17 protein-coding genes are annotated in these 26441 nt (G+C 72.9%); 6 read left to right on the top strand and 11 right to left on the bottom strand.

All coding sequences use genetic code 11. The features are described 5' to 3' along the window. Positions 1 to 118: 118 nt before the first annotated feature. The 4 genes from ACZ7LV_RS24190 to ACZ7LV_RS24175 form a co-directional block, all read right to left on the bottom strand. On the bottom strand, positions 119 to 1522 hold the full coding sequence (locus tag ACZ7LV_RS24190) for a dipeptidase (RefSeq protein ID WP_471942081.1): 1404 nt from the start codon (positions 1520 to 1522) through the stop codon (positions 119 to 121). A 10-nt stretch (positions 1523 to 1532) separates the two neighbouring features. Then, the gene (locus ACZ7LV_RS24185; protein WP_471942079.1) at positions 1533 to 5081 is read right to left on the bottom strand and encodes an ATP-dependent helicase; all 3549 of its coding nucleotides are present in this window, start codon (positions 5079 to 5081) and stop codon (positions 1533 to 1535) included. 91 nt (positions 5082 to 5172) lie between these two features. Then, entirely contained in the window at positions 5173 to 8619 is a 3447-nt protein-coding gene (locus ACZ7LV_RS24180) for an ATP-dependent helicase (RefSeq protein ID WP_471942078.1), read from the bottom strand. A gap of 257 nt (positions 8620 to 8876) precedes the next feature. Further along, positions 8877 to 9263 (bottom strand): MGMT family protein, encoded by a 387-nt coding sequence (locus ACZ7LV_RS24175; RefSeq protein ID WP_471942076.1) that lies wholly within the window; start codon positions 9261 to 9263, stop codon positions 8877 to 8879. A 186-nt stretch (positions 9264 to 9449) separates the two neighbouring features. Between ACZ7LV_RS24175 and ACZ7LV_RS24170 the strand changes: the two genes are divergently transcribed. From ACZ7LV_RS24170 to ACZ7LV_RS24160, 3 genes are all read left to right on the top strand, one after another. Continuing rightward, positions 9450 to 12251 (top strand): lysylphosphatidylglycerol synthase transmembrane domain-containing protein, encoded by a 2802-nt coding sequence (locus ACZ7LV_RS24170; protein WP_471942074.1) that lies wholly within the window; start codon positions 9450 to 9452, stop codon positions 12249 to 12251. A 162-nt stretch (positions 12252 to 12413) separates the two neighbouring features. After that, positions 12414 to 13958 carry an alpha/beta hydrolase gene (locus tag ACZ7LV_RS24165; protein WP_471942072.1) on the top strand — a complete coding sequence of 515 codons (1545 nt, stop codon included), beginning with the start codon at positions 12414 to 12416 and terminating at the stop codon, positions 13956 to 13958. A gap of 123 nt (positions 13959 to 14081) precedes the next feature. Next, positions 14082 to 15629 carry an alpha/beta hydrolase gene (locus ACZ7LV_RS24160; protein ID WP_471942070.1) on the top strand — a complete coding sequence of 516 codons (1548 nt, stop codon included), beginning with the start codon at positions 14082 to 14084 and terminating at the stop codon, positions 15627 to 15629. Between the two features lie 65 nt (positions 15630 to 15694). Here ACZ7LV_RS24160 and moeZ read toward each other — a convergent pair whose 3' ends face one another. The 7 genes from moeZ to ACZ7LV_RS24125 all read right to left on the bottom strand — a co-directional run bounded on the left by moeZ (position 15695) and on the right by ACZ7LV_RS24125 (position 25018). Next, the gene (moeZ, locus tag ACZ7LV_RS24155) at positions 15695 to 16873 is read right to left on the bottom strand and encodes an adenylyltransferase/sulfurtransferase MoeZ (protein ID WP_385376712.1); all 1179 of its coding nucleotides are present in this window, start codon (positions 16871 to 16873) and stop codon (positions 15695 to 15697) included. A gap of 63 nt (positions 16874 to 16936) precedes the next feature. After that, complete coding sequence (locus tag ACZ7LV_RS24150; RefSeq protein ID WP_471942068.1) at positions 16937 to 17686, bottom strand: spherulation-specific family 4 protein; 750 nt, start codon at positions 17684 to 17686, stop codon at positions 16937 to 16939. Then, positions 17674 to 18756 (bottom strand): NAD-dependent epimerase/dehydratase family protein, encoded by a 1083-nt coding sequence (locus tag ACZ7LV_RS24145; RefSeq protein WP_471942066.1) that lies wholly within the window; start codon positions 18754 to 18756, stop codon positions 17674 to 17676. Before ACZ7LV_RS24145 ends, ACZ7LV_RS24150 begins: the two co-directional genes overlap by 13 nt. 425 nt (positions 18757 to 19181) lie before the next feature. Next, complete coding sequence (locus tag ACZ7LV_RS24140) at positions 19182 to 20420, bottom strand: hypothetical protein (RefSeq protein WP_471942064.1); 1239 nt, start codon at positions 20418 to 20420, stop codon at positions 19182 to 19184. Next, on the bottom strand, positions 20417 to 22141 hold the full coding sequence (locus tag ACZ7LV_RS24135) for a DUF3492 domain-containing protein (RefSeq protein ID WP_471942063.1): 1725 nt from the start codon (positions 22139 to 22141) through the stop codon (positions 20417 to 20419). The genes ACZ7LV_RS24140 and ACZ7LV_RS24135 overlap by 4 nt, the downstream gene beginning before the upstream one ends. Before the next feature lie 211 nt (positions 22142 to 22352). Next, complete coding sequence (locus ACZ7LV_RS24130) at positions 22353 to 23924, bottom strand: DUF3152 domain-containing protein (RefSeq protein WP_471942061.1); 1572 nt, start codon at positions 23922 to 23924, stop codon at positions 22353 to 22355. 8 nt (positions 23925 to 23932) lie between these two features. Beyond that, on the bottom strand, positions 23933 to 25018 hold the full coding sequence (locus tag ACZ7LV_RS24125) for an alpha/beta fold hydrolase (protein ID WP_471942059.1): 1086 nt from the start codon (positions 25016 to 25018) through the stop codon (positions 23933 to 23935). 290 nt (positions 25019 to 25308) lie between these two features. Here ACZ7LV_RS24125 and ACZ7LV_RS24120 point away from each other — a divergent pair, with 290 nt between their 5' ends. Genes ACZ7LV_RS24120 through ACZ7LV_RS24110 form a run of 3 tightly spaced genes read left to right on the top strand, consistent with a single transcriptional unit; the run spans position 25309 to position 26401 of the window. Beyond that, positions 25309 to 25533, top strand: coding sequence for a hypothetical protein (locus tag ACZ7LV_RS24120; protein ID WP_471942057.1), 225 nt, complete (start codon positions 25309 to 25311; stop codon positions 25531 to 25533). Next, positions 25530 to 25757 (top strand): hypothetical protein, encoded by a 228-nt coding sequence (locus tag ACZ7LV_RS24115; protein WP_471942055.1) that lies wholly within the window; start codon positions 25530 to 25532, stop codon positions 25755 to 25757. The genes ACZ7LV_RS24120 and ACZ7LV_RS24115 overlap by 4 nt, the downstream gene beginning before the upstream one ends. Continuing rightward, complete coding sequence (locus tag ACZ7LV_RS24110; RefSeq protein WP_401672975.1) at positions 25754 to 26401, top strand: TetR/AcrR family transcriptional regulator; 648 nt, start codon at positions 25754 to 25756, stop codon at positions 26399 to 26401. Before ACZ7LV_RS24115 ends, ACZ7LV_RS24110 begins: the two co-directional genes overlap by 4 nt. Positions 26402 to 26441: the final 40 nt, after the last annotated feature.

The raw sequence follows: 26441 nt of genomic DNA, 5'->3' as shown, positions 1-26441 counted from the left end.
TGGTTCGGCGGCGGTTCAGCGGGATGTGCGGCGGGAGGCGACCGGGTCCGGCGGGGCACCGAGACGCGGGCGGCCCTTCCAGTGTGCCGCGCGCGGGACGCCCTCTCGGCCGTGGCGGTCAGGGCGCGCGGCGCCAGTGCCGGGCGAGATCGTCCCAGAGGTACGCGGTGGCCTCGACGCCCTTGAGGAGCAGGTCCAGCTCGACCTTCTCGTTCGGGGCGTGCCAGCCGTCGGAGGGGACGGAGATCCCCAGGAAGAGAACGGGTGCGCCAAGGACTTCCTGGAGGTCGGCGGCGGGTCCGGAGCCGCCCTCGCGGGTGTGGCGTACCGGCAGGCCGAAGGCGCGGCCCATGGCACGTACGACGGACTGCAGCGCGGGGTGGTCGAGCGGTGTCAGGCAAGGACGGGTGGCCGAGGAGAAGGCGATCTCGTACCGGACACCGGCGGGCACCTGGTCGGCGGCCCAGGCGCGGACCACCTGCTCGATGTGGTCCGGGTCCTGCCCGGCGATCAGGCGGAAGGAGAGCTTGACCATCGCCGAGGACGGGATGATCGTCTTGGTCCCGGGGCCCTGGTAGCCGCCGCCGATGCCGTTCACCTCGGCGGTCGGACGGGCCCAGACGCGCTCCAGCGTGGTGTACCCGGCCTCGCCCTGGGTGGCGTGCGACCTGGCCGTGCGCAGCCACCGGGCCTCGTCGAAGGGCAGCTCGGCGAAGAGCGCGCGCTCCTGGTCGGTGAGCTCGACGACCCCCTCGTAGAAGCCCGGGACCGCCACGCGGCCGTGCTCGTCGTGCAGGGCGGCGACCAGGCGGGCGACGGCGGTCGCCGGATTGGGCACGGCGCCGCCGAAGGAGCCCGAATGAATGTCCTGGTCGGGGCCGTACAGCCGGATCTCGCACTCGGCGAGGCCGCGCATGCCGGTGCACACCGTGGGGGTGTCCTCGGACCACATGCCGGTGTCGGAGACGATCACCGCGTCCGCGGCGAGCCGCCCCGCGCGCTCCTCGACGAGGGCCCGGAAGTACGGCGAACCGGACTCCTCCTCCCCCTCGATCAGCAGCTTCAGGCTGACGGCGGGGGTGGTGCGGCCGGTCGCGGCGAGGTGGGCGCGGACGCCGAGGGTGTGGAAGAACACCTGGCCCTTGTCGTCGGCCGCCCCGCGCGCGTAGAGGCGGTTCTCCCTCACGACCGGGTCGAAGGGGTCGCTGTCCCAGCCGTCCTCGCGTGCGGCGGGCTGCACGTCGTGGTGGCCGTAGACGAGGACCGTCGGCGCCTGCGGGTCGTCCGAGGGCCACTCGGCGTAGACGGCGGGGGCGCCCGGGGTCTGCCAGACCTCGGTGGTGGGGAAGCCGGCCTCCTTGAGCCTGCTCGCGAGCCAGTCGGCGCTGCGCCGCACGTCGGAGGCGTGCTCGGGCTGCGCGGACACCGACGGGATGCGCAGCCACTCGGCGAGATCGTCGAGGAAGGCGGCGCGGTGCCGGTCGATGTACGTGCGGACGGCGCTGTCCGGGGTCTCGCTCATGCTCACGAGCCTATCGGCCCGCGCTGACACCCTGTTCGTGCGGTTCGTCACCGTACGGCTCGTCCAGCAGCAGCCGTTCCAGCGCGGAGCGGTCGGGGAGGTCGTCCGGGCGCGCGACCTCGCCGGTCCGCACGTACACGAACACGGCCGTGACCGCCTCCAGGGGCACGCCCTGCTGCTCGGCCCAGGCCAGCCGGTACACGGCGAGCTGGAGGGCGTCGGCGGACCCGCCACGCCCCGTCTTCCAGTCGACGATCTCGTACGTCGTACCCTCGCCGTCCCTGTCCCGGTAGACGGCGTCGATGCGGCCCCGTACGACACGGCCGGCGATGGCCAGCTGGAAGGGCGCCTCGACGCGGTAGGGCGTGCGGTGGGCGTACGCGGTGCGCTCGAAGGCCTCCTTGAGAGCCTCCAGATCGCGTTCGTCGGCGATCTCGGCGTCGCCGCCCGGCAGTTCCTCGGGCTCCAGCATGGGCAGCGTCAGCTCTTCGAAGCGGGCCTCCACCCAGGCGTGGAAGCGGGTGCCCCGGCGTGCCGCGGGCTGTGGCGGACGCGGCATGGGCCGGACCAGTTCCTGCGCGAAGCCGTCGGGGTCGGCGGCCAGGCGCAGCAGCTGGGAGGCGGTCAGCGAGGCCGGCAGCGGCACCTCCGTGACGGACTCCCGCGCGCGCAGCAGCTCACCTGTGAGGGCGTCGAGGTCGCGGTCCCAGGAGGCGATGGCGCGGGACTCCTCCGGAGTGAGGGGCTCCGGCCCGGAGGGCGACGGGTGCGGGCGGGGGCCCCGGGTGGGGTCGGTGTCCGAGGGGGCCGCCTGGTGCGGGACGGTCGGTCGGCGGGCGGGCCCGTCCGCGTCCCAAGAGTCCCAGTCGCCCGGCTCGTCCCGGGGGGCGTCCCCCTCGAAGGGAAGGTCGTCCTCGAAGGAGGGGTCCCCCCCATAGGGAGGGGCATCGGGGTCGTCCGGGATACCGTCGGGGAACTCGTCGTCCGGCGGGGGCGGCCACTCGGGGTCGTCGTACGCGTCCGGGTCGTGCACGGGGGCGCGGTGGTCGTCGTGTGCGGCGAGGGCGTCGAGGTGGGCCAGTACCGTCTCGGCGGCCGTGCGGCGCCGGGCCTGGGCGGCGGCGTCCAGGGGCAGCGGCCACAGCTGGTCGGCGGCCGTCTCCTGGAGCGCGGGGTTCTCCTCGTCCTCGGCGGGTTCGTCCGCCCATGCCTCGATCTCGCCGTGACCGGCGGCGCAGTGTGCGGAGAGGTCGAGCAGGAAGGCGGAGGGGCCGCGCGGCTTCTTCTGCGTGGGGCCCCACCAGTGGCCGGAGCCGAGAAGCAGGGAGCGGGGCCGGGTGAAGGTGACGTAGCCGAGGCGGAGCTCCTCGGTGTACTGGTGGTCCTTCATCGCCTCGTGGAAGGCCTTCATGCCGCGCGCGTCCCACGCCCGCAGGTCCGGCAGCGTGTCGGCGTCGCCGCGCAGTTCGTGCGGGAGCACCTTGGCCTGGGCGGTCCACTTCTCGCGGCCCTGGCCGCTGGGGAACGTCCCGGTGACGAGCCCGGGGACGGCCACGACGTCCCACTCCAGGCCCTTCGACTTGTGCGCGGTGAGCACCTTGACGGTGTTCTCGCCGCCCGGCAGCGCGTTGTCGAGGCCCTTCTCGTACTGGGCGGCCGTGCGCAGGAAGCCGAGGAAGGCGAGCAGGCTCGCCTCGCTCTCGTTGGCGGCGAAGGAGGCGGCGACGTCCAAAAAGTTGGACAGGGTCTCGCGGCGGCGGGCGGCGAGGGCGTGCGGGGACGCCGACAGCTCGACCTCCAGGCCGGTGACGGCGAGGACGCGGTGCAGCACGTCCATGAGCGGGTCGGCCAGGGAGCGGCGCAGGTCGCGCAGTTCGGCGGCGAGGCGGGCGAAGCGCACGCGTGCGTCGGGCGAGAACGGCAGCCCGTCGTCGTCCCGGCCGCCCTCCATCGGGCTCTCCAGGAACGTGTCGAGCGCGTCGGCAAGCGAGATCACCTCGGCCGGGTCGACCCCCTCGACCGCTTCGGCGAGCCTGCGGTCGGGGTCGTCGTCCCCCGCCACGCGCGCGTGCGACACGAGCAGCCGGGCGCGCCGGCCGAGCAGGGCGAGGTCGCGTGGGCCGATGCGCCAGCGCGGGCCCGTCAGGAGGCGGACCAGCGAGGCGTTGGCGCCCGGGTCCTGGAGCACCTCGCAGACGGCGACGAGGTCCGCCACCTCGGGCAGGTGCAGCAGCCCGGAGAGGCCGACGACCTCCACGGGGACATCGCGGGCGACGAGCGCGCCCTGGATCTCTGCGAAGTCGGTCGCCGTCCGGCACAGGACCGCGATCTCGCCCGGCTCCGTGCCGGTGCGCACGAGGTGGGCGAGGGAGTCGGCGATCCAGTCGATCTCCTCGGCGTGCGTGCGCAGCAGCGCGCAGCGGACAACGCCGTCGCGTTCGGCGCCTGGGGCCGGGCGCAGGGCCTCCACGCCCGCGTGCATGGCGCGCAGCGGTTCGGCGAGGCCGTTGGCGAGGTCCAGAAGACGGCCGCCGCTGCGGCGGTTCTGGCTCAGCGCCTGGCGCTCGGCCGTGGTGCCGTCCGGGTGGGCGAAGTGCTCGGGGAAGTCGTCGAGGTTCGCGACGGAGGCGCCGCGCCAGCCGTAGATGGCCTGGCAGGGGTCGCCGACGGCGGTCACGGGGTGGCCGGTGCCGCCGCCGAAGAGGCCTGCCAGAAGGACGCGTTGGGCGACGGACGTGTCCTGGTACTCGTCGAGCAGGACCACGCGGAACTCGTCACGCAGGATGCGGCCGACGTCGGGGAGCCGGGCGAGCCGTGCGGCCAGCGCGATCTGGTCGCCGAAGTCCAGCAGGTCGCGTTCGCGCTTGGCGGTCCGGTAGCGCAGGACCAGTTCGGCCAGCTCCCGGCGGGCGGCGGCGGTGTCGGGGACCTTGCGCAGGTCCGCGTTGGTGAGCCGGGCGCCCTCCAGCGTGCGCAGCAGCTCGGCGTCCCACGCGCGCAGGTCCTCGGGCCGTACGAGGTGTTCGGCGAGCTCGGAGTCGAGTGCGAGGAGGTCGCTGACGAGGTCCGGGAAGGAGCGGGTCAGCGCCGGGTAGGGACCCGGGGCCTCGCGCAGCACGCGCGCGGCGAGCTGGTAGCGGGTGGCGTCGGCGAGCAGTCGGGAGGTCGGTTCGAGACCGATGCGCAGGCCGTGGTCGGTCAACAGGCGGCCCGCGAAGGCGTGGTAGGTCGAGATGACCGGCTCGCCGGGCGGATTGTCCGGGTCGATGACGTCGGGGTCGGTGACGCCGGCCTTCACGAGCGCCTTGCGCACCCGCTCGGCGAGTTCACCGGCGGCCTTGTTGGTGAAGGTGAGGCCGAGCACCTGTTCCGGCGCGACCTGGCCGGTGCCGACCAGCCACACCACGCGTGCCGCCATCACCGTCGTCTTGCCGGAGCCGGCTCCGGCGACGATCACCTGCGGAGCGGGCGGCGCGATGATGCAGGCCGTCTGCTCCGGGGTGAACGGAATCCCGAGGAGCTCCTTGAGCTGCTCGGGATCGGTGAGAAGTGCGGACACCCGAAAGAGGCTAACGGCGGGCACTGACAGTGGCTGCCACATCGGCCGCCGGAACGGGAGAAGCGCAGGTCAGCAGGCATCGTGCCCTAGGTCACTCGACCACGTGGCGTCCTTCGGGGCGGGCGCTGCACGACGCCCGGAACGCGCAGTGCGCGCAGTGCTGGCCGGTCGTCGGTGAGAACCGCTCGTCGAGCACCTTCCCGGCCGCCGTCGCCAGCAGCTCACCGACCCACTCCCCCTCCAGGGGCTCCTGGGCCTGCACCTTGGGCAGGGTCTCGCCGCCGTCGCGCCGGGCGGCACCCTGACGCAGCTGCACGAGTTCGGCGCCGCCCGGCTCCGGGCGCATGCCGTCGAACGCCTCGTCCACGGCGCCCTCGCGCACCGCCAGCTGATAGACGGCCAGCTGCGGATGGCGCGCCACCTCCTTGGAGGTGGGCGCCTGCTTGCCGGTCTTGAAGTCGACGACGTAGGCGCGTCCTTCGCCGTCCGCCTCGACGCGGTCCATGGAGCCCCGGATGCGCACCTCGTAGTCGCCCGCTCCGAGCGTCACGTCGAAGTCGTGCTCGCTGGCCACCGCCGTGCGGCCGGTGCGGTCCATCACGTGCCACTGGAGGAAGCGTTCGAGCGCCACGCGCGCGTGCTGCTTCTCCTGCACCGACTTCCACGGGGCGTCGAAGGCGAGCGCGTTCCACACCGAGTCGAGCCGCTCCATGAGCACGTCGAGGTCGGCCGGGGTACGTCCGGAGGCGACCTCGTCGGCGAGGACGTGCACCACGTTGCCGAAACCCTGCGCGGCGGTGGCGGGCGCGTCGGCCTTCACCTCACGGCCGAGGAACCATTGCAGGGCGCAGGTGTTGGCGAGCTGGTCCAACGCGCTGCCCGACAGCACGACGGGCTGGTCGCGGTCGCGCAGCGGCACCTTGGACTCGGTGGGCTCGAACATGCCCCACCAGCGGTACGGATGCGCGGACGGGACCAGCGGGCGCCCTTCCTCGTCGGCGAGGGCGGCGAGCCGGGCCAGCCGGCGCGCGGCGGCCTCCCTGAGCGCGTCGGACGCGCGCGGGTCGACGGTGGTGGCGCGCAGTTCGGCGACGAGCGCGGCCACGGACAGCGGGCGGCGGGGGCGGCCGGTGACGTCCCTGGGTTCGACGCCGAGCTCCGTCAGGAAGCGGGAGGGCTGGTCACCGTCGTCCGCGGGGGCCTTCACCGCCGTGACGACGAGACGTTCACGCGCGCGCGTGGCGGCGACGTAGAACAGGCGGCGCTCCTCGGCGAGGAGGGCGCCGGGGGTGAGGGGTTCGGCGAGTCCGTCGCGGCCGATGCGGTCGGCCTCCAGCAGGGAGCCGCGGCGGCGCAGGTCCGGCCACAGGCCCTCCTGGACCCCCGCCACCACGACGAGGCGCCACTGCAGTCCCTTGGCGCGGTGCGCGGTCATCAGGCGTACGGCGTCGGGCCGTACGGCGCGGCCCGCGAGGGTGTCGGCGGCGATGTCCTCGGCCTGCAGCTCTTCGAGGAAGTTCAGTGCGCCTCGGCCGCCGGTGCGCTCCTCGGCGCGGGCCGCGGTCGCGAACAGCGCGCACACGGCGTCCAGATCGCGGTCGGCGTTGCGTCCGGCCGCGCCGCCTCTGCGGGTGGCCCGCTCCAGTCGGGTGGGCCACGGTGTGCCCTCCCACAGGTCCCACAGTGCCTCCTCGGCCGTGCCGCCGCCCGCGAGCCGTGCGCGCGCCTTCTGCAGCAACGCGCCCAGGCGCTGGGCACCGCGCGCGTACGCCGGGTCGTGCGCCACCAGCCGCTCGGGTTCGGCGAGCGCCCGCGCGAGCAGGTCGTCCGACGGCGGCGGCACGGCGTTGCCCGCGGTCCGTTCCTCGTCGCGCAGGGCCCGCCCGAGCCGGCGCAGGTCCGCGGCGTCCATGCCGGCGAGGGGCGAGGCGAGCAGGGTGAGCGCGGTCTCGGTGTCGAGCCAGCACGCCTGCGCCTGCGGGACGGGCGCAGAATCCTCCGGCACGGGCGAGGAATCCTCCGGCACGGGCAGGGATTCCTCCGGCACGGGCGAGGAATCCTCCGGCACGGGCGGGGATTCCTCCGGCACGGGCGGGGAATCGGGCCCCACCGCCCCCTCGGTCCCCTCCTGGAGCCGTGGTCCCGCCTCCGCCGTGGCCACCGCACGCAGCGCCGTCAGCAGGGGTGCGACCGCCGGCTCGTGGCGCAGCGGCATGTCGTCGCCGTCGATGTCCAGGGGGACGCCGGCGGCCGTGAGGGCACGGCGCACCGTCGGGATCGTGCGGGATCCGGCGCGCACCAGGACCGCCATCTCGCCCCACGGGACGCCGTCCTCCAGGTGTGCGCGGCGCAGGATGTCGGCGACGTTGTCCAGCTCGGTGCCGGCCGTCGGGTAGGTGTAGACCTCGACGCGGCCGCCGTCCCTCAGAGGGGTCAGTTCGCGGTGGGCGCGGACCTTCTCGGCCGGGAGCCGGGTGAGCGGCATGCGCTGGGTCAGCAGCCGGGTCGCGGTCAGCAGCGCGCCGAAGGAGCGGCGTGAGGTGCGCAGGACCTCGACGGGAGCCGGGCGGCCGTCCGCGCGCGGGAAGGCGCCCGGGAAGTCGAGGATGCCGTTCACGTCCGCGCCGCGGAAGGCGTAGATCGACTGGTCGGGGTCGCCGAAGGCGACCAGGGTGCGGCCCTCGCCGGCCAGGGCGTGCAGCAGCCGCACCTGGGCGGGGTCGGTGTCCTGGTACTCGTCCACGAACACGGCGTCGTAGCGGGCGGCGAGCCCCGCCGCGACCTCGGGGCGGCGGGCGAGGAGCACCGCGCGGTGCACCAGTTCGGCGTAGTCGAGGACGCCCTGCAGGTCGAGGACGTCGAGGTACTCGGCGAGGAACGCGGCCGCCGCCCCCCAGTCGGGGCGGCCGATGCGCCGGGCGAAGGCGTCCAGGGCCTGGGGGCCCAGGCCGAGTTCGCGGCTGCGGGCGAGCACCGCGCGGACCTCGTCGGCGAAGCCCCGCGTGGTCAGGCAGGCGCGCAGCTCGTCCGGCCAGCGCACGTGCGCGAGGCCGAGCCGCTCCAGACCGGGCTGGCCCGCGAGGAGCTCCCGGACCGCGACGTCCTGTTCGGGTCCGGACAGCAGCCGCAGCGGTTCGACGAACAGGTCGCTTTCCTGGTGGGCGCGGACCAGGGCGTAGCAGTACGAGTGGAAGGTCGTCGCCCGAGGCGCGCGCGCCGCCCCTATGCGCAGCGCCATGCGGTCGCGCAGGTCGACGGCGGCCTTGCGGCTGAACGTCAGCACCAGGATCCGCTCCGGGTCGACGCCCCGCGCGACGCGGGCCGCGACGGACTCCACCAGGGTGGTCGTCTTGCCCGTCCCGGGGCCGGCGAGGACGAGCATCGGACCGGCCCCGTGGTCAACCACCGCGCGCTGCGCCGCGTCCAGACGAGGGGGATCCGAACGGGCCGGCGGGGTGCGTACCAGCCGGTAAGCGCCACGGCTCCCCTGCCGCACCGGCTGGTGCGGCAGACGCCTGGTGGTGGAGGAGGAGCTCACGTGGTTCGCCGGTCCTGGGGGTTGTACTGGGTGGGCGACCGCCGCGCGTGGACGGCGGTGGCCGCGGGATGAGGGGGACACGTGCAGCCGACGCTACGCCGACGGGCCGGACGGAAGCCGGGCTTCCGCTTATTCCCACACGGCTCACACGACCCGCGTGTCCCTTGCACCACGAACGTACGTCATGCCACGGATGTGACCCGTTTCCCCCGTACGGATCAGAGGCCTCCCGCCGACGCCTTCGATGGCGGAAGCTGTCAGGTGTGAGCCCCCGCGCGTTCGCCGCCGTCCCACCGCGCGCGTCTCATGTCGACGCGCGGCAGGTGACCCTCGGCCGCCCGGGCCGCCTCCTTCAGGGGCGTGCCCTCGGCGCGGTAGTACCCGAGCGCCTCCAGTTCGTGCCCCGGGAGCAGGACACCGTCGGCCCGGACGACGCGCCACCACGGAACGGCACCCCCGTAGAGGGCCATCACCCGGCCGACCTGCCGGGGGCCGCCCTCCTCCAGCCACTCGGCGACGTCCCCGTACGTCATGACCCGCCCCTCCGGAATCAGATCGGCGACCTCCAGGACCCGCTCGGCGTACTCCGGCAGGTCCTGCGCGTACTCCGGGCGGGCGTCCTCAGGAAGGCTGTCCTCGCTCATTCGCCCCATCCTGCCGCACGCCTCCGACAACGCGACGCGCTGGCCACTGTGCGTAACCCTCGCCCCGGGGCAGAGCTTCGGGCAGACTGTGCGCCCCCGCATTTGCACCCTGATGCCCCCGTGTGTCGGTGGGGCATGCCACCATCGTGCGGGCGGTGACCGGTGATAAGAGACCAAGAAGAGACGATGAAGCAGCAGGGTGTGCACGCCAAGGACGCGGAGAGCACCCCTGATGCCGCGTCGCGCCCGGACGCCGCGGACGCGGACGACACGCTCGTGAAGGGGACGGACGACGCGGACGTGAAGGGGGACGACGAGCCGGCCCGGCGAGGCACCTCCGGGAACGCCGACGGTGCGTCCGGCCGGGGCATCGGCGACGACTCCGGCGACCCGCACACGGACGAGGTCGAGGGCGACGAGCCGCTCCTGCCCGCGCGCGTGCACCGTCCCTCCGACCTGATGCGGCTCCTGGTGGGCCTGCTCGCCGTCGGCGTGCTGCTCGCCGTCGCCGCCTTCGCGCACGGCACCACCTCGGGACTCGAACAGGACATCAACAAGGGCACCGGACAGGCGCCCGACCTGCTCATCAAGATCGCGGGACTGGCGTCCAGCATCGCGATCCTGCTGGTGCCGGTGGCGTTCGCGATCGAGCGGCTGATCAAGCGCGACGGACTGCGCATCGCCGACGGCGTGCTCGCGGCGGTCCTCGCACACGGCGTCACCCTCGCCACCGACCTGTGGGTCGCCCGCGCGGCGCCCGACTCGATCCAGGACGCGCTCACCCAGCCCTCCCCCGGCGACATCCACGCCCTGACCGACCCGGTGCACGGCTATCTGGCCCCGGTCATCGCGTACATGACGGCCGTCGGCATGTCCCGCAGACCCCGCTGGCGCGCGGTGCTGTGGATCGTGCTGCTCCTGGACGCCTTCTCGATGCTCGTCACCGGGTACACCACGCCGTTCTCGATCATCCTCACGGTGCTGATCGGCTGGACGGTGGCCTACGGCACGCTGTACGCCGTCGGCTCCCCCAACGTCCGCCCGACGGGCCGGACGCTGATGGCGGGCCTGCGGACGGTCGGCTTCCACCCGGTGAGCGCGTCCCGCGAGGACACCCCGGACGCCGCCGACGCCGGCGACCGCGGCCGGCGCTACTTCGTCACCCTGGAGAAGGGCCCGCCCCTGGACGTCACGGTCGTCGACCGCGAGCAGCAGGCACAGGGCTTCTTCTACCGGGTGTGGCGCAACCTGACCCTGCGCGGTTTCGCCACCCGGCGCAGCCTGCAGTCGCTGCGGCAGGCGCTGGAGCAGGAGGCCCTGCTCGCCTACGCGGCGATCGCGGCCGGCGCCAACGCGCCCAAGCTGATCGCCACCTCCGAACTCGGCCCCGACGCCGTGATGCTCGTCTACGAGCACAGCGGCGGCCGCACCCTGGACTCGCTGCCCGAGGAGGAGATCACCGACGAGCTGCTGCGCCACACCTGGCAGCAGGTGCGGGCACTGCAGTCGCGGCGCATCGCGCACCGCAGGCTCGCGGGCGACGCCATCCTGGTGGATCGTTCCGGCACGGTGATCCTCACCGACCTGCGCGGCGGCGAGATCGCGGCGGGCGACCTCCTGCTGCGCATGGACGTCGCCCAGCTGATGACGACGTTCGCCCTGCGGGTCGGCGCGGAGCGCGCGGTGGCCTCCGCCGTCGAGGTGCTCGGACCCGACGCGGTGGCCGACTGTCTGCCCATGCTCCAGCCCATCGCCCTGACCCGCTCCACGCGCGCGACGCTGCGACGGCTGGCCAGGGAACGGGCGGAACGCGAACGCGAGGCCGTGCTGGAGGCTTCCCGGCAGTCCAAGCAGGCCCGGCCGGAAGCGGCCGGGGACGACGCCGAGGTCGTACTGGAAAAGCCCGACAAGAAGGCCGTACGCGCGCAGAACAGGGCCGAGAAGCGTGCCATCGACGAGGCCCTGGACGAGGCACGCGAGGACGACCTGCTCACCCAGATCCGGCACCAGGTGCTGCGGATCCGGCCGCAGGCGCCCGTCGAGCCGGCCCGTCTGGAACGGGTGCGGCTCCGCACGCTGCTGAGCCTCATCGCCGGCGCGATCGGCGCGTACTTCCTGCTCACCCAGCTCACGCACATCGAGTTCGGGCCGCTGATCGCCAACGCCGAATGGGGTTGGGTCATCGCGGCCGTCCTGTTCTCGGCGCTGAGCTATGTGGCCGCCGCGATGGCCCTGCTGGGCTTCGTGCCCGAGCGGGTGCCGTTCGTGCGGACCGTGGCGGCCCAGGTCGCCGGGTCCTTCGTGAAGATCGTGGCGCCCCCGGCGGTGGGTGGTGTCGCGCTGAACACGCGCTTCCTGCAGCGCTCGGGCGTGCGGCCCGGGCTGGCCGTGGCCAGCGTCGGCGCCTCACAGCTGTTCGGGCTGGGCTGCCACATCCTGATGCTGCTGGCCTTCGGCTATCTGACCGGTACCGAGAAGACGCCCTCACTGTCGCCGTCCAGGACGGTCATCGCGGGTCTGCTGACGGTGGCGGTCCTGGTGCTCGTGGTGACCTCCGTGCCGTTCATGCGCAAGTTCGTCTCCACGCGCGTGCGCTCGCTGTTCGCCGGCGTCGTGCCGCGCATGCTGGACGTGCTCCAGCGGCCGCAGAAGCTGGTCACCGGCATCGGCGGCATGCTGCTGCTCACCGCCTGCTTCGTGATGTGTCTGGACGCCTCCATCCGCGCGTTCGGCGACGAGACGACCTCGATCAGCATCGCCGGCGTGGCCGTGGTCTTCCTCGCGGGCAACGCGCTCGGCTCAGCCGCCCCGACGCCGGGCGGTGTGGGCGCCGTCGAGGCGACCCTGACCGTCGGCCTCATCGCCGTCGGCCTGCCCAGCGAGGTCGCCGCCCCCGCGGTACTGCTGTTCCGTCTGCTGACGCTGTGGCTGCCGGTGCTGCCGGGCTGGCTGGCGTTCAACCATCTGACGCGCAAGGGCGCGCTGTAAGGACACCCGTGGGTGCGCCGCGTCGATCACGCGCACGCGCGCGTGCCCTCGGCCGCTCCACCCGAGGCGCTCGAGGTCGCACGGGCCCGCCCCGCCTTGCCCGTACCTCGGACGGCCCGCGCACGGCGAGCGCCGTGGCCTTCGCGGGCGCAGGATGGATGCATGCCGAAACCTTCCCGGCTGCGCGCCGCTGCCCTGACCGCCTCCGCCGTGCTGCTGTCGACCGCGCTGGCGGGGTGCGGCAACGACTCCCAGGACCAGGATCTGACGGCCCAGAAGCTGAGCTGGAAGGACTGTCCGGCACCCGACCAGGCTCAGGGTGGCGGTGACGCCCCGTCTCCGCTGCCGAACGGCGGCGAGTGGCAGTGCGCGATCATGCAGGCACCGCTCGACTGGAACGACCCCCAGGGCGACACCATCGGCATCGAGCTGATCCGGGCGAGAACGAGCGGCCCCGCGGACAAGCGCATCGGCTCGCTGATCTTCAACTTCGGTGGGCCGGGCGGCTCCGGCGTCACGACGCTGCCCGCGTTCGCCGAGGACTACACGACGCTGCGTACCCGCTACGACCTGGTGAGCTTCGACCCCCGTGGGGTCGGCCGCAGCGCCGGGGTGTGGTGCGAGAACGACCAGCAGCTCGACGTCTACTTCCAGCAGGACGCCACCCCGGACGACGCCGCCGAGCGCACCGAGTACGTCGACAACGTCCGACAGTTCAACGCCGCCTGCGAGAAGAACTCCAAGAAGATGCTGCCGCAGGTGCGGACCACCGACGCGGCCCGGGACATGGACCTGATGCGCCAGGTGCTCGGCGACGACAAGCTCCACTACTTCGGCATCTCCTACGGCACCGAACTGGGCGGCGTCTACGCGCACCTGTTCCCCCAGCACGTCGGCCGGGCGGTGTTCGACGCCGTGGTCGACCCCACGCAGAACTCCGAACAGGGCTCGCTCGGACAGGCCAAGGGCTTCCAGCTGGCCCTCGACAACTACGCGCAGCACTGCGTGTCCCAGGAGGAGGACTGCCCGGTCGGGGACAGCGCGCAGGACGTCAAGGACCGCATCGCCAAGCTGCTCAAGGACCTGGACAGCAAGCCGATCCCCGGCATCTTCCCCCGTGAGCTGACCGAGACGGCCGCCACCAGCGGCATCGCGCAGGCCCTGTACTCGCAGGACTTCTGGGAGTACCTCACCGAGGGCCTGGAGCAGGCCTACGACGGGGAGGGGCAGATCCTGATGATGCTGTCGGACTCCTTGAACGGCCGTAACCAGAACGGCGAGTACAGCAATCTCACCGCGGCCAACGTCTCCATCAACTGCGCCGACGACAAGCCCCGTTACACCACCGAGTACGTGCAGGGGAAGCTGGGCGAGTTCCGGGCCGCCTCACCGGTGTTCGGCGACTTCCTCGCCTGGTCGATGATGAGCTGCACCGACTGGGCGGTGGCCGGCGCCGCCGACCATCCGGACGTGAGCGCTCCGGGCTCGGCGAAGATCCTCGTGATCGGCAACACCGGCGACCCGGCCACGCCGTACGAGGGTGCGCGCAGGATGGTGCAGGCGCTGGGCAAGGGGGTCGGCGTGGAGCTGACCTACAAGGGGCAGGGGCACGGCGCGTACGACAGCGAGAGCAAGTGCGTGAAGCGGGCGGTGGACGGCTACCTCCTGGACGGGAAGGTGCCGGACAGCGGGACCGTCTGCTCCTGACCCACGAACCCCCAGGTCACAAGGTTATCCACAGGCGTCTACGGGTGCGGTCTGCTCCGCCTACCATGGCGGGACAGCCGTTCGCGACGGAGCGCGGGCGGCGTGACAGGGGGGATCGTGGTCATGGCACGCTTCGTACGGTGGACGGCGTTGGCCGTCGCCGCCGGGCTGTTGGCGGCAGGTTGCGGGGGCTCGCCGGACGACTCGTCCGACGACGGCAAGGGGACGTCCGCCCCACCGCCGGCCGACCCCTCCGGCGGATCCGCCTCGAAACTGCCCTCCTCGCTCGCGAACCAGAAGCTGGACTGGGGCGACTGCGAGTCCACCGACGCCGCCCCCGCGCCCGGAGACGAGTGGCGGTGCGCGACGTTGAAGGTCCCGCTGGACTGGGCGAAGCCGGACGGCGGGACGATCGATCTGGCCCTGGTCCGCTCCGAGGCGCGCGGCGACGACCGCATCGGCTCGCTGCTCTTCAACTTCGGCGGCCCCGGCAGCTCGGGCGTCGCGACCCTCCCGGCGTACGCGTCCACCGCGGCGAAGCTGCACGAGCGGTACGACCTCGTGAGCTGGGATCCGCGCGGAGTGGGTGCCAGCGAGGGCATCCGCTGTCGCAGCGACAAGGAGATACAGGCCGCGGAGGCGGTGGACGTCAGCCCGGACACACCGGCCGAGGAGACGGCGTACTTCGAGGACGCCGCCGACTTCGGCAAGGGCTGCGAGGCGTCCACGGGACAGCTGCTGGCACATGTCTCGACCGCGGACACCGCTCGCGACATGGATCTGATGAGGCATGTCCTCGGCGACGCGAAGACGCACTACTTCGGCATCTCGTACGGCACCGAACTCGGCGGTGTCTACGCCCATCTCTTCCCGAAGAACGTGGGACGGCTGGTCCTGGACGCGGTCGTGGACCCGAGCGCCGACGCGGTCGGCCACGCCAAGAACCAGACGCTGGGCTTCCAGCGCGCACTCGACGACTACCTCAAGTCGACGGGCCAGGACCCGAAGCAGGGCTCGCGGAAGATCGCGGACCTGCTGAAGCGGATCGACGCGGAGCCGCTGGCGACGTCGAGCGACCGGAAGCTGGCGCAGTCGCTCGCGTTCACCGGCATCGTCCTGCCGCTGTACAGCAAGTCGAGCTGGCCCACGCTCACCATGGCCCTGGAGTCCGCCGAGGGGGGCGACGGATCCGCGCTGCTGGCACTGGCCGACAGTTACAACGAGCGTGACGAGGCGGGCCGTTACACCACGACGACCCACTCGCAGCGGGTCATATCGTGCCTCGACGACAAGCAGCGGCCCACGCCCGCGGAGGCGAGGAAGCTGCTGCCGGAGTTCGAGAGGATCTCGCCGGTGTTCGGTCCGTTCCTCGGCTGGGACACGGCGGGTTGGTGCCACGAGTGGCCGGTCGCCGGGCAGTTCGACACCCCGGAGGTGAGCGCCCCGGGCGCGGCGCCGATCCTCGTGGTCGGCAACACGGGCGACCCGGCGACACCGTACGAGGGCGCCCGCAGAATGGCGGACGAACTGGGCGAGGGTGTCGGCGTGATGCTCACCTGGAAGGGCGAGGGTCACGGCGCCTACGGCAGCGGAAGCGACTGCGTCGACTCCACGATCAACGCATACGCCATGACGGGCACACTGCCGAAGGACGGCAAGGTCTGCTCATGACACCAGTGGGGGCGTCGCGTACCGGTGGTACACGAAGCCCCCACGGGACGGAATGCCGGACCGGATCAGTAGACCGGCTTGTCCGGTTCGATCTGGTTGACCCAGCCGATGACGCCGCCGCCGACGTGGACGGCGTCGGAGAAGCCGGCGGACTTCAGGACCGCGAGGACTTCCGCACTGCGGACACCCGTCTTGCAGTGCAGGACGATCTTCTTGTCCTGCGGGAGGGTCTCCAGGGCGGTGCCCATGAGGAACTCGTTCTTCGGGATCAGCTTGGCGCCCGGGATCGAGACGATCTCGTACTCGTTGATCTCGCGGACGTCGATGATCTCGATGTTCTCGCCGTCGTCGATCCACTCCTTGAGCTGCTTGGGAGTGATCGTCGAGTCGGCGGCCGCCGCCTGGGCCTCCTCGGACACGACGCCGCAGAAGGCCTCGTAGTCGATGAGCTCGGTGACGGTGGGGTTCTCGCCGCAGACCGCGCAGTCGGGGTCCTTGCGGACCTTGACCTGGCGGTACTGCATCTCCAGGGCGTCGTAGATCATCAGGCGGCCGACCAGCGGCTCGCCAGTGCCCGTGAGGACCTTGATGGCCTCGGTGACCTGGATGGAGCCGATGGACGCGCACAGCACGCCCAGCACGCCGCCCTCGGCGCAGGAGGGGACCATGCCGGGCGGCGGGGGCTCCGGGTAGAGGCAGCGGTAGCAGGGACCGTGCTCGGACCAGAACACGGAGGCCTGACCGTCGAAGCGGTAGATCGAGCCCCAGACGTACGGCTTGTTCAGCAGCACGCAGGCGTCGTTGACCAGGTAGCGGGTCGCGAAGTTGTCCGTGCCGTCGACGATCAGGTCGTACTGGCTGAAGATGTCCATCACGTTGTCGGCCTCGAGCCGCTCCTCGTGCAGGACGACGTTCACGTACGGGTTGATGCCGAGCACGCTGTCGCGGGCCGACTCGGCCTTGGAGCGGCCGATGTCCGCCTGGCTGTGGATGATCTGACGCTGCAGGTTGGACTCGTCGACCTCGTCGAACTCCACGATGCCAAGGGTGCCGACGCCCGCCGCGGCCAGGTACATCAGGGCCGGCGAGCCCAGGCCGCCGGCGCCGACACACAGCACCTTGGCGTTCTTCAGCCGCTTCTGCCCGTCCATCCCGACGTCGGGGATGATCAGGTGGCGGGAGTACCTGCGGACCTCGTCTACGGTGAGCTCGGGGGCCGGCTCGACCAGGGGTGGCAGCGACACGGGGACTCCGTTGGTCGGTCTATCACTACGGATGTTCTTCGCGTAACACTGCCACGGCCTTTTTCATTCCGAGACACCTGTTCCGACACGCGAGACGATTTCGTCCCAGTAGCCGGGCATCGTCTCCCAGGGATCCATGCGCCCGCCGCGATCGGTGCGGTCGGTGAGGTAGATGGTTCCGGCGCCCTGCCAGCGTGCGATGCGCATCGCCTCGTCGAGATGGCCGCGGGGCACCCCGTGCACGAGGTGGCAGAAGCGCTCGGGCCCGTGCTCGGCCGTCCACTCCGCCGCCTGCGACCAGCGGTAGTCGCTCCAGGAGCCGCGGAAGGTGACCAGCTGTTCGGCGCACTCGGCGTACCCGGGACAGGGGTGCGTGCCATGGCCGAGGACGATATGGGCCCCGTCACGCAGGGCACGCAGGGTGGCCGTGATGCGCCCGACCTCGGGGAGGGACTCGCGGTCGGCCGGGCAGCGGTCCAGCAGGAAGCCGTCGACCTGGTACCAGTCGGCATAGCGACGGGCATCGGCGATCGTCTCGCCGAAGCCGCGGGCGCCGTACCGGGCGTCGAGACGGCCGAGGACACGCACGCCCGCGTTGCGCAGCCGGCCGGCCGCCTCCAGGCAGTGCGGGTCGGGGAGCGCGCCGGGGCCGTCCGCGACGTTCAGGACGACCCAGTGCAGGGCGGTGCCGTGGCGGGTGAGTTCGGCCCATTCGGTGACGGCGAGCAGGGGGTGGGCGGGGCCGGGGACACCTAAGCCGGTGTGCAGGCCGGTGTCGGCGGTTCTCGCCTTCTTCCAGGTCAGATACGGCATGCCGCCTCCATCCAGATGTCGGCGAGGGACTCCTCGAGATTGATGCGGGGACGCCAGCCGAGGCGGTCGCGGGCCGTGCGGACGTCGGCCTGCTGCCAGCTGCCGCAGCCGTCCGGGTAGGGGTACGCGGCGGGGCCGGTGTGCGCCGAGGCATGGGAGGCCTGCAACGGGTGGGCGCTGTGCGACTGGTGGGACCCGGGGGCGGCGTGCAGCGCGTGGTCGGGGTCGGTGCGGTGGACCAGGGCGTCGGCGGACCGGGGGTGCGCCAGGGTTTCCGAGCGGGGGTGGCCGATCGAGGGGCGCAGGGCGCCGGGCGGGCCGTCGAGTTCGTGCAGGGCGCCGCCGTAGCCGGCGACGCGGGCGAGGACCGCGGCGGCGTCGCGGAGCCGGACGGCACGGCCGGAGCCGATGTTGATGACGCCCTGCGCGGCGGAGAGCGAGGCGGCGTGCACGGCGCGGGCCACGTCGCGGACGTCGATGAAGTCGCGCTGGGCGCCGAGGCCGCCGAGCTTGAGTTCGCCGTCGCCGGTCTGCATGGCGCGTCGCATGGCCTCGGCGAGGCGGCCGAGTGGGGAACCGGCGGGGGTGCCGGGACCGGCCGGGGAGAAGACCCGCAGGACGACCGCGTCCAGGCCGGAGCCGAGGACGAGTTCGGTGGCGGCGAGTTTGCTGACGCCGTAGGGGCCGCCGGGGCGGGGCACGGCGTCCTCGGCGGTGGAGGAGCCGGGCTGGCTCGGGCCGTACTCGGCCGCGCAGCCGATCTGGACCAGGCGGGCGCCGCAGCCGCTGCGGCGCAGCGCCTCGCAGACGGTGGCCACGGCGACGGTGTTGTGGCGGGTGAGTTCCCGCGCGCCGCCCCTTGTGGTGCCCGCGCAGTTGATGACCACGCCGGGGTGGACCGCGTCGAGGAAGCGGGTGAGGGCACCGGGGCTGCCCGAGGCGAGGTCGAAGCGGACGTCGGCGTCGTCGCCACGGCCGAGGGCGGTGAGCTGGACGGCCGGGTCGGCGAGGAGGCGGTCGGCGACGAAGCGGCCGAGGTAGCCGTTGGCTCCGATCAGCAGGACTCTCATCGGACGGCTCCCGGGGCCGGGGCGGCGGATCGGGAGGTTGTCATCGGGGTCTCCTTGGGGAGGGGTGCAGCGGCCCGCGGCGCCGGGGCGCGTGGGGCCAGGTCGGTGGGGTGGGGTGAGGTTGTCGCTGCGGTCGCGGGGGCGGGTCGAGCCAAGGGGTGAGCCAGGAACCGCGACATGCGGCGGTGGGATCCACGTGCGCGGTGCCTGCGGCGCCCAACTGGTGGCCCCGTCCGGAACCGGTCTGGCCCGGCGACCGGAACCCGGCGACGAAATCTCCGCGTTGACGGCCGGGGCGACGGCCGGTACCTCGTGGCCCGCGCGCGACATCGGATGTCCGCCCTACGCCGGCGGCGGCCCGTGCGGGTCGTGGGGGTGCGCCGCGCGCCTGCGGGCGGTGGGCGGTGCGTGCGCGGACGTCGGTCTCACCATCGCGTCGCCGTTTCGGCGTGCGCCGAGGCGCGGGTGAGCTTGCGGGTGGCGTGCACCAGCAGCGCGAGAGCCGCCGTTCCGCTGATCAGCGTGGGGATGGCGCCGGGGCCCCAGGCGCCGATCAGGGTCTCGACGGGGGTGGCGAGGAAGGCGCAGTGCGGAAGGCGCGCGGTGAAGAGGCTCGCCAGGGCGGCCGTCTGGGCCGTGGCCGTGGCCGTGAGGATCACGCTGGGGGCATAGGTGAAGCCGTGGACGGCCAGGAGGCGGGCCAGGAAGAGCAGGGCGGCCAGGGTGAGGGCCTGGGGGTAGGGGGCTGGTCCTCGGAGGGCCGTGGCGGCGAGGGTCAGCAGTGCCGCCATGACCCCGAGGAACAGGCCGAACGTGCCCAGCAGCAGCGGTCGTACCGAAGCGGCGAAGTCCTCGAGGCCCCTGCTGGCCCCCAGCTTGTGGCGGGCCCGCGCCGCGAAGTGGTGGGCGAGCCAGGCGGCGGGCGCGCAGGCCACGGTGAGGGCGAGAACGGGGACGAGGGTGAGGGGCCAGGGCGCGTCGGGCGCGGCGTCAGGGAGCGCTTCGGGGCCTCCGGAGGCAGCTGCCGCCAGGAGGCCGTCGCCCAGGGTGGCGTGGACGAGCAGCGCGCAGGTCCAGAGGTGGGTGCCGGCGGGCTGCGGTCTGCTCGCGCTCAGGGGGCCCCGGTGCAGGGCCACCCGGAAGGAGAGGACGACGGCCAGGGTTCCTGCCGCGGCCGCGAGCAGACGTGACTGGCCGTGGGTGAGGTGCAGGGCGGCCAGCGTCGCGGTGCAGGTGATGCCCGGGAGGAGCGTGCGCAGGATCCAGAAGGTGCGCGGGCGGGGCGTGGACGAGCGCGTGCCGGACTGGGGCGCGGACGAGGGCGTCCCATCGTGCGGCGTGGCCGAGGCGGCGTGGGGTGGGTCGGCGTCGCGCGGGAAGCGGGCGTACATCTCCTCCGCCAGCGAGAAGACGTCCCTGTGCCGGAAACGGGCGGCGGTGCGGTCGGTGATGCCGTGCGCCTCCAGTCCCGCGGCGATCTCCAGCGGGTCCACCGCGCGGGCGCACAGCTCCCGGTGACGGTGCATCAAGCTCTTCACCGGATCCGCGGCACCCCGGCGCGGAGCGGACCGCGCGGCGGACGGGGACGCGAGCCCTGCCGTCGGCTCCGTCGGTTGCTCGGTCGGTTGCTCCGTCGTGAGGTCGCGTTCGTGCACGTCGGTCATCGGACCGCCTCCGCCGCCGGGACGCGCGTGGTGGCGCGGACGGGTGGGCCGGCAGCCCAGCCGGGGCCGCCACGGGCCACCATGCGGCTCGCGGGGGCGGTCCAGCGGCCGGGGAGGTGGGCCTCGGCGGGCACGGCGAAGGGGAGCGGGTCACCGGTGTCGTCGAGCGGCGCGTGGCGGGCCGGACTGCGCGAGACGATCTCCAGGTAAATGCCGTGAAATGCCGCGACGTTCTGCTCGACGGTGAACAGTTCGAGTGCGCGGGCGCGCGCGGCGGCGCCCAGGCGTTCCCGGCGCTCGGGGTCGCGCAGCAGCGCCACGCACGCCTCGGCGAGCGCCCGGGGGTTACGGGGCGGCACCACGAGCCCCGTGCCGCCGATGACCTCGACCACCGCGCCGACGTCCGTCGACACCGTCGCCCGGCCGCAGAACATGGCCTCGACCAGGCCGATCGGGAAGCCCTCGACGACACTGGACAGCACGCTCACGGCCCCGCTCGCGTAGGCGTCGGCGAGGGTCGGTGCCTCCGGGCCGCCGAGTTCCTCGAAGGAGACCGGGTTGTCGCCGACCGCGTGCGGACCGACGGCCTCGTCGGGGAAGAGCTGCGCGGCCAGCGCCCGGCAGTGCGCGAGGTAGGCGGCTCCCTCGGGGCCCGCGGGGGCGCCGAGGACCCGCAGACGGGTGCCTGGTTCCTCCTTGCGGATCTCCGCGAAGGCGTGCAGGAGGGAGACGAGGTCCTTGGCCGGTTCGATGCGGCCGACCCAGACCAGCGTGTCGGGTGCCGCGCGCTCCGGGGCCTCCCCCACCTCGGCGAAGGGGGCCGCGTCCATGCCGGGGTAGACGGTGCGGAGTTTGGCGCGGTCGGCACCGCAGCGCTCCTGCCAGCGACGGGCGTGCGCGTTGCCGGGCGTGAGGCAGGCGGCCTGCCGGTAGATCTCCGCGGCCAGCCGGCCGTGGAAGGCGGCGAGCAGGGACCGTACGGCGGGTGAGGAGTCCTGGGGGGCGAGGTAGTGCGTGCGCAGGCGCACCCCGTACTCGGTGACCAGCAGGGGTACGCCGGTGAAGTGCCGGGCCAGCAGGCCGGGCAGGGCCGCCGCGCCGCCCGAGGCCGCGTGGCACAGGTCGGCCGAGCCGAGCCCGCCGTCCTCGTACCAGTCGAGCGAGAGGGGGCGCAGGGCGTGTTCCAGACGGGCGGCGACGGTGAGCAGATCCGTCACGCGCACCTCGTACGCGGTGCGCAGGGCGCCCGGCGCACGACAGGCGCGCTCCAGGGCGCGCACGGCGGTCTCGGAGCGCAGCGCGCCCACCAGTCCGCCCTCGTCGCGGGCGAGTTCGGCGAGGCCGTAGAGAGCACTGGCGAAACGGTCCGCCACCGTGGCCGTGGAGTCGTCCGGCCCGTCGGAGACCCCCTCGCCCCCGTCCGCGGCGGCCCCGGAGCACAGCACGGCGGCCAGGTCCCCGTAGCACTCGGCGAACCGTCGGCGGGCACGGCGGCCGTAGACGACGCCGTCCTCGTCCGCCGTCCACAGCGGTGCCGTACGGACGCGGCGGACCTGGGGCGGCAGCGCGAGCAGGCCCTCGCTCTCCTGGCTCTCGCTGCGGCTGAGCGCGTAGACGTCGATCTCGTGCTGCGCGAGCCCGCGCACGAGCCGGTCGCACCAGTGGCCGGCGTCACCGCTCACGTACGGATAGCCACCCTCGGTGAGGAGTCCTATGCGCACGAGTGCACCCCCGATCTTCCTTAAGGGAAGCCGTCGTTGGACCGACGGCTCGCAGCGGGAAAGAACGTATGCGGACAAGCCGGTGGCGCGACGGACGGTTGTCCGTCGCGCCACCAAAAGGGGTGAACGGTCGTAACTTTCCCGTGCGGATCGCGTTCCGTCGCGCTAGGAGATCATGTGCGCACGGATCGTCATCACGGAGAAAATGGGATCAACTCTCCGGGAACGGCCAGGGGTTGGCCTTGCACCGGATCCCGTCGTGATCCAGGAACTTCGTCTGCTGCTGCATGACGGGCGCCAGCTCGCCGGACTTGTCGCAGGTGACGTGGTCGTAGCCGAGGCGGTGGCCGATCTCGTGATTGATCAGCATCTGCCGGTAGGCGTAGATCTTGTCGCCGTAGGTCTCCGAACCCTGCGCCCAGCGGTAGGCGTTGATCATCACGCGCTCGGTGGCGGCGGAGTCGCAGGACACATTGTCGACGGTCGTGTCCAGGCCCGATTTGTCGCACCATTCCGCGGTCGTGCCGGGGCTGGCGAGCGTGATCACGAAGTCGGGCTTCCCGGAGTGGATCCGTTCGAAGGTGCGGCCGCCGTTGTGCGCCCAGCTGCGGTCGTCGTTGAGCGTCTTCTGCACGGCCTGCGCGAAGAGTTCGCCGTCGAGGCCCAGACCCTGCTCCACGTCGACGCGGTAGGTGTACTTCTGTCCCGCGCCGGGCGCCTTGTCGATGCCCTGGATCGCGTCGAACTTCCCGGACCCGTCGAGCTTCGCGCTCAGCGGATACGTACGGCCCATCTTCTGCGCGTACGTCAGTGGCGGCGGCGCGCTCGGCGAACCGGACGGCGTCGGCCGCCCGTCCCCCCGCGAGGCCGGGCCCGGGACGTCCCTGGCACGTTCGGCGGCGGACTGGGACTCCACGGCACCGTCGTCGTCCTGGCCGGTGACCTGCCCGGCGACGACCACGGCGAGCACGGTGGTCACGGCGGCGGCCGCGATGCCCGCGAAGGCGCGGCCCTTGCCGCCCCTGGAGGGCGCGGGCTCGCCGGTCGGGGGCGCCTCGTCGTCGACGTCCGGTTCCGCGTCCCAGCTGGTGACGGAGCCGTACGGATCCGACAGGTGCCCGGTGGTGGTGGTCGTCGGCGCCGGGCGACGGCGTACGAAGACGTCGTCCCGTTCCTCGAAGGCGTCGACGTACTCCTGGCGCGGACCGGGGGGCGCCTGCCGCTGGCGGGGAAACGCCGGAGCCCCGGTGCCCGCGACCGTGCGCCCCCTCAACTCACCCCAGCCACCCCCGTCCTCACGCTGATCGGGATGACCGCCCCGCACCTGGGAGCTGCCGTCCGCGAGCCGCGGGATGCCGTGCGCGGGGGTGCCGTCCGGCAGGTGGGGGAAGCCGTGTGCGGGGGTGCCGTCCGGCAGACGGGGAAATCCGTGCGCGGGCGTGCCGTCGGGCAGCCTCGGAACCCCCTGCGCGGGCCGGCCGTCGGCAAAGCGAGGCACGCCACGAGCCGGAGTGCCGTCCGCCGGACGCGGCACGCCGCGCGCGGGAGTGCCGTCGGCAAAGCGAGGCACCCCCTGCGTGGGGGTGCCGTCCGGCAGCCCCGGCACGCCGCGCGCGGGAGTGCCGTCGGCGAAACGAGGCACCCCCCGCGGAGGCGTCTCCTCGGCGACCCCCTGCGACCCCGCGCCCCGCCGCCCACCGGAAGGCCCGGGCGCACGCCGGCGTGGCACCTTGTCCGTGGCCTCACCGTTGGGTGCCGGACCACGGCGACTGTGGCGTCCCACCTCGCCCCTCAGCTCCCCGCGCTCGCGGAATCGGCCCCACCCTCGGAGGCCCTGTCGCCGGGTCCACGCCCGGCCGAAGCGGCACCGCCGGAGGCAGTCCCACCGGAGGCAAGATACTCACTCGCTCTCACCCTGGTCTCCGCCTCCGCCTCTGCCATCAGTTCACAAAACGCCGTCGCCACGGTCTCCGGGTACTCCATCATGGCCACATGTCCGGCGTTCGGGAGCGTGAGGAGACGCGCGTCACGGAACGCACGGGCGGCTCGCTGCGCCATGCGGAAGCCTACGAGTTGGTCGCGTCCACCGTAGACGAGCAGCGTGGGGGCGAGAACCCGCTCGGCCTGCCGCCACAGTCCGTGCTGGCCGCCCAGTGTGTACGCGTTGACGATCCCGCGCGCGGAACGCGCCATCGCGTCCCAGAAGTACGGCAGTTGAAGTCGCCGGTCCATCTCCTCGACGGCGTTGCGGAAACCCTCGGGCGAGACCCGGTCGGGATCGCCGTAGCAGAGCGTCAGGACGCCCCTGACCCGCTGCTCGGCCGTCCAGCCGGTGGTGAACCGGGTGAAGAGCCGGACCATTCCGGGCAGCGCCAGCAGGGCCGTGGGCACGGCGCTGCGCTGGATACGCAGCTCCGGGAGCGCGGGCGACACGAGCGTCAGCGTGCGGACCAGGTCGGGACGGACGGCGGCGACGCGGGTGGTGACCGCGCCGCCCAGGGAGTTGCCGAACAGGTGCACGGGGCCGCGTCCTGAGGAGTCCAGGTAGCGGATGACCGCGCGCGCGTGCCCGGTGACCGAGTAGTCGCCGTCGTCCGGCGGCGGCGAATCGCCGAAGCCCGGCAGGTCGACGGCCTCGCAGTCGGCGTCCGTGTCGAGCAGTTCCATCAGCGCAGACCAGTTCTGCGAGGAGCCTCCGAGACCGTGGATAAACAGCGCGGCGGGCAGTCCCTCGCGCGCGGGCGGCCGGGAACGCACCGTGAGCGTGATGCCGGGCAACCGGACCGACTTGAGCCGCTCGCCTTCCGCGACCCGGACGGGAGCCACCTTCGGGAGCACGTTGCTGGTCGGCACGAACGGCAGCTCGGTCGAAGACATGCGGCAATGTTACGAGGTGATCACGCGATGGTTCATGTGTTCGCCGCCAAGGACACGGGAGATCACCGTCACAGCCATGGAACACACCCCTCCCGCACACGGAAGATCCACAGACGGAAGATCCCCGGACGGGCGAACCCCGCTGCCGCGCCGACCCGGGGTGCGCAGCGCGTGACGATCCCGACGCGGATCGCATAGCGTCCGGATCGGGTGTCTCCTACGCTCGTAATGAGGGCACCCGCGTGTGGCCCCTGCATCTCTCAGGGACGTTCGTAGGAAGGGAGCCCGCCATGGCCGTCGATCCCACCGATCCCGAGACCTTCGAGGACGAGGAGACCGAGCAAGAGCAGGAGTTCGATGTCGAGGCCCCCGTGGCCGACGCCGCCGAACAGCACGCGGACCTCGCACCGGACCGCGACGACCCGCTGACCGGCGTCGAGCCGGACCGGGGCAGCGAGGGCGACCTCGCCGAGCAGGCCCGCGTCGTGACTCTGGACGAGGACGACTATCGGTGACGGTGATGGTCGCGGTGACGGATGTCGACGCCGGCACCGGCACCGTGGCAAGGGAAAGAGGCCTTTTTTTGCCCGCTCCGGACGCGTTCAAAACGGTCTGTGCGACTTTCGTGGCCGTCCGGTCCGTGAAATTCTGCGCTCGCAGCGCGCACAGCACGGTTACCGAAAAGTACGATGGCCGCGCGGCGCACACCGCATGTGGACGACATTGGGAGGCGGCGTGACAGCCATCGAGCAAACTGAGGCGGCGCGCCCGCGGGGTACGCGCCTGCCGCGCCGTGCCCGTCGGAACCAGCTCCTGGGCGCGGCCCAGGAGGTCTTCGTGGCGCAGGGCTACCACTCGGCCGCCATGGACGACATCGCCGAGCGCGCCGGCGTCAGCAAGCCGGTGCTCTACCAGCACTTCCCGGGCAAGCTCGACCTCTACCTGGCGCTGCTCGACCAGCACTGCGAGGCCCTGATCCAGTCGGTGCGCCACGCGCTCGCGTCGACCACCGACAACAAGCAGCGCGTGCGGGCCACGATGGACGCGTACTTCGCGTACGTCGAGGACGACGGCGGCGCCTTCCGGTTGGTCTTCGAGTCGGACCTGACGAACGAGCCCGCGGTCCGCGAGCGCGTCGACAAGGTCACGAACGACTGCGCCGAGGCGATCTGCGACGTGATCGCCGAGGACACCGGCCTCTCGCGCGCGGAGTCGATGCTCCTGGCCTCCGGGCTCGGCGGCCTGGCGCAGGTCGTGGCCCGGTCCTGGCTGCACAGCGACCGCAGCGTGCCGCGCGACCAGGCGGTGCAGCTGCTGGCCTCGCTGGCGTGGCGGGGCATCGCGGGCTTCCCGCTGCACGGCAACGAGCAGCAGCACCACTGAGGCCCGCGCGTTTGTTCCCGTGGGGTGTTCGCTCCTGGCG

It is taken from the genome of Streptomyces sp. NPDC107562 (assembly GCF_055657325.1).
The sequence above is the reverse complement of the archived record's forward strand: the minus strand, read 5'-3'. Positions and strand labels throughout refer to the sequence as shown.

Bases quoted from the DNA above. Each gene is read 5' to 3' on its own strand.
- ACZ7LV_RS24125 (WP_471942059.1), bottom strand. From the start codon at position 25,018: ATGTCTTCGACCGAGCTGCCGTTCGTGCCGACCAGCAACGTGCTCCCG.
- ACZ7LV_RS24160 (WP_471942070.1), top strand. From the start codon at position 14,082: ATGGCACGCTTCGTACGGTGGACGGCGTTGGCCGTCGCCGCCGGGCTG.
- ACZ7LV_RS24145 (WP_471942066.1), bottom strand. From the start codon at position 18,756: ATGAGAGTCCTGCTGATCGGAGCCAACGGCTACCTCGGCCGCTTCGTC.
- ACZ7LV_RS24140 (WP_471942064.1), bottom strand. From the start codon at position 20,420: ATGACCGACGTGCACGAACGCGACCTCACGACGGAGCAACCGACCGAG.
- ACZ7LV_RS24170 (WP_471942074.1), top strand. From the start codon at position 9,450: ATGAAGCAGCAGGGTGTGCACGCCAAGGACGCGGAGAGCACCCCTGAT.
- ACZ7LV_RS24120 (WP_471942057.1), top strand. From the start codon at position 25,309: ATGGCCGTCGATCCCACCGATCCCGAGACCTTCGAGGACGAGGAGACC.
- ACZ7LV_RS24175 (WP_471942076.1), bottom strand. From the start codon at position 9,263: ATGAGCGAGGACAGCCTTCCTGAGGACGCCCGCCCGGAGTACGCGCAG.
- ACZ7LV_RS24165 (WP_471942072.1), top strand. From the start codon at position 12,414: ATGCCGAAACCTTCCCGGCTGCGCGCCGCTGCCCTGACCGCCTCCGCC.
- ACZ7LV_RS24150 (WP_471942068.1), bottom strand. From the start codon at position 17,686: ATGCCGTATCTGACCTGGAAGAAGGCGAGAACCGCCGACACCGGCCTG.
- ACZ7LV_RS24190 (WP_471942081.1), bottom strand. From the start codon at position 1,522: ATGAGCGAGACCCCGGACAGCGCCGTCCGCACGTACATCGACCGGCAC.